Genomic DNA, 3,428 nt, shown 5'->3' with positions numbered 1-3,428 from the left:
TGTGTCGGAGCGATAAACATCGGAAACTCTCCAGCGTAATGCTCCGTTAATATACCAATAAAACGCTCAAAAGAACCTAAAATTGCTCTATGAATCATGACAGGCTGAATTTTGTCATTGTTCTCGCCGTTGTACTCAAGTTCAAATCTCTCAGGCAGATTGAAATCGAGCTGAATTGTTCCGCACTGCCACTCTCTGCCGATTGCGTCAGTTATTTTGATGTCAATTTTTGGTCCATAAAATGCTCCGCCGCCTTCATCTATCTCATAAACAAGCCCATTTTTATCCATCGCATTTTTTAAAGCCTGTGTAGAAACTTCCCACACCTCATCACTTCCAACTGCTTTTTCAGGTTTTGTAGAGATCATCATCTTATAGTCAAACTCAAATGTAGACATGATTTTATCTACAAAATCAACAACCTCTATAATCTGCTCTTCAATCTGGTCTGCTCTACAAAAGATGTGCGCATCGTCTTGTGTAAACTCACGAACACGAAAGAGCCCGTGAAGTGCGCCCGTCATCTCGTGACGGTGAACAACGCCATACTCAAAATATTTAAGAGGCAGATCTCTGTATGAGTGCAAATCCTCTTCATATACTTTAATATGACCGACACAGTTCATAGGTTTTACGCCAAACTCTATCTCGTCAATATGCGTAAAATACATATTTTCGCCATAGTTTTGGTAGTGTCCAGACGTCTTCCAAAGATCGCTTCTTAACATCTCTGGACCGCGAACAGGCTCATATCCGCGTTTTCTATGTGCTTTAAATAGAAGTGATTCTAGTCTTGCGCGAAGTCTTCCGCCTGCAGGAAGCCAGATAGGAAAGCCGGCTCCTACCTCTTCGCGGAATGCAAACATCTTCATCTCAGCACCGATTTTGCGATGGTCACGCTTCTCAGCCTCTGCCATCATGTTAAGGTAAGACTTAAGTGCCTCTTTATCAGCGAACGCTATACCGTAAATACGCGTTAGCATCTCGTTTTTGGAGTCTCCCCCGAGATATGCGCCTGCTATTTTTGTAAGCTTAAAGTATCTTATAAGCCCGATATTTGGAAGGTGCGGTCCGCGACAAAGGTCTTCAAACTCACCCTGCTTGTAGATAGAGACTCTATCACTCGGGATACGCTCCATTACTGCAAGTTTTAGATGGTCATCCTTGAACTTCTCTTTTGCCTCAGCCATGGAGATCTCATATTTCTGTATCTCATACTTCTTTTTAGCGAGCGAGAGCATCTCTTTTTCTATTGCCTTAAGGTCACCCTCGCCTATCTCTTGAGTCGTTTTAAAGTCATAGTAAAAACCCTCTTTTACAGTTGGTCCCACAAAGAACTTTGCATCTGGGTAGAGCGATCTTATAGCCTGAGCCATAAGGTGTGCCGTTGAGTGTCGAAGAACCTCCAAAGAGTCAGGCGAGTTGTCAAGATGAATCTGCTCACCCTCAAAACCAAGCTCTTTGGCTGTCTGTAAATCGATAATCTCTCCGTTATGTTTTATTGCGATTGCATTCAAAATTTTTATTCCTATTTCTCTATTTATTCTATTAAAGTTCAGTCTTTAAAACTGCTCCGTTTGAAGCGTTTGAAACTAAAAGCTGGTAGCGCTTAAGCCACTTAGATTTAACCTCATTTTTATGAGGCTTGTACTCAGTTTTTCTCTTTTGGAGCTCATCTTCGCTTACATTAAGCTGCAAGATATGCTTATCTACATCAAGCTCTATCTCATCCCCGTCTTCTACAAGCGCTATCAAACCGCCCTCTGCGGCTTCGGGAGAAACATGTCCAATGCTGGCACCTTTGGTTGCTCCGGAGAACCTGCCATCAGTAATAAGTGCAACACTGTCACCAAGCCCCATGCCCTGAATAAGTGCCGTAGGTGCAAGCATCTCCTGCATTCCAGGACCGCCTTTTGGACCCTCATAGCGGATGACAACAACATTCCCCGGCTTCACTTTATGACTCATTATGCCCGCGATTGCTTCACTCTGAGAGTTAAAGCAGATTGCACTGCCTTTAAACTGTCTCATTTTTAACTCAACACCTGCAGTTTTAATGACCGCGCCCTCAAGTGCAAGATTTCCAAAAAGAATCGACAAGCCACCGACTGGAGAGTAGGCATTTTCATTTGTATGGATAATGTTTTCATCTAAGATTTTAGCATCTTTTATGCGCTCGCCAAGCGTTTCACCCGTTACCATAAGGCTGTCAAGATGAAGCAGACCGCCTCTTCTGCTTACCTCTTTCATAACCGCATTTACACCGCCTGCACTATTTATATCGTCCATATGAACAGTTGTTAATGAAGGAGATATCTTAGCAATATGCGCTACTTTGTCTGCAATATTGTTGATCTTCTCTATCGGGAAATCAACATCTGCCTCTCTTGCGATTGCGAGCATATGAAGAACCGTGTTTGAGCTTCCGCCCATAGCCATATCAACCACAAATGCGTTGTGAACAGCTTTTTCATTCAGAATATTTTTCATGTTGTACTTACTGTCATCCGCTTTTGCCATCTCAACAATTCTCTTTGCCGCTTTTTTAACGAGCTCGATTCTTGCAGGAGTCATTGCCAAAATAGTACCGTTGCCAGGCAGTGCAATTCCCATAGCTTCGCAAAGAGTGTTCATAGAATTTGCCGTAAACATCCCTGAACAGCTTCCGCCGCTTGGACATGCATTACACTCTATCTCATAAAGCTCTTCATCTGTCATTTTCCCCTCTGCATGTTCTCCTACAGCTTCAAAAGCGGTTGACAAGTCAATTGGAGTACCATCTTTTTTGTGACCTGCCGCCATCGGTCCACCTGAGACAAAAATAGTCGGAACATTTACGCGAAGCGCACCCATTATCATACCCGGAACGATTTTATCGCAGTTTGGAATACAGATGAGAGCATCAAGTTTATGAGCATTCATAACAGTTTCAATAGAATCCGCAATAATCTCGCGGGAAGGAAGAGAGTAGAGCATACCGTCGTGCCCCATCGCTATACCGTCATCAACACCGATAGTATTGAAAACAAAGGGAACACCACCTTCTTCGCGGATTGCCTGTTTTACAATTTCACCATACTCATGAAGAAAAAAATGACCCGGGATGATATCTATATAGCTGTTGGCTATCCCAATAAATGGTTTGTCAAAATCTTCATCTTTTAACCCCGTTGCACGGAGTAGTGAACGGTGAGGAGCCCTGTCAAAGCCTTTTTTTATAGTATCACTTCTCATTAAAATCCTTCATTTTTTAGTCGTTGTATCTTATATTGATGCGATTATAACATTTTTTTGAGATTTTTTTATAAAACCTCTTTACAAACAAAAATAAAATGGCTATAATTCCGCTCACTTAAAATTAAGTGCATAAGTTGCGGGAATAGCTCAGTGGTAGAGCACAACCTTGCCAAGGTTGGGGTCGCGAGTTC

General features: G+C 42.5%; 2 protein-coding genes. Both read right to left on the bottom strand.

Translation table 11 applies throughout. From position 1 onward, the window contains the following. Positions 1–1,517, bottom strand: a 1,517-nt coding sequence (gene thrS, locus RQ763_RS10855) for a threonine--tRNA ligase (protein WP_314152980.1), incomplete at its 3' end; no start/stop codon positions are given. Positions 1,518–1,548: 31 nt separating this feature from the next. Further along, a complete protein-coding gene (gene ilvD / locus RQ763_RS10850) occupies positions 1,549–3,234 on the bottom strand; it encodes a dihydroxy-acid dehydratase (protein WP_314152979.1) in 1,686 nt (561 codons plus the stop codon). Between the last annotated feature and the right edge of the window lie 194 nt (positions 3,235–3,428).

This window comes from Sulfurimonas sp. (assembly GCF_032250635.1).
GTDB lineage: Bacteria > Campylobacterota > Campylobacteria > Campylobacterales > Sulfurimonadaceae > Sulfurimonas.
The sequence above is the reverse complement of the archived record's forward strand: the minus strand, read 5'-3'. Positions and strand labels throughout refer to the sequence as shown.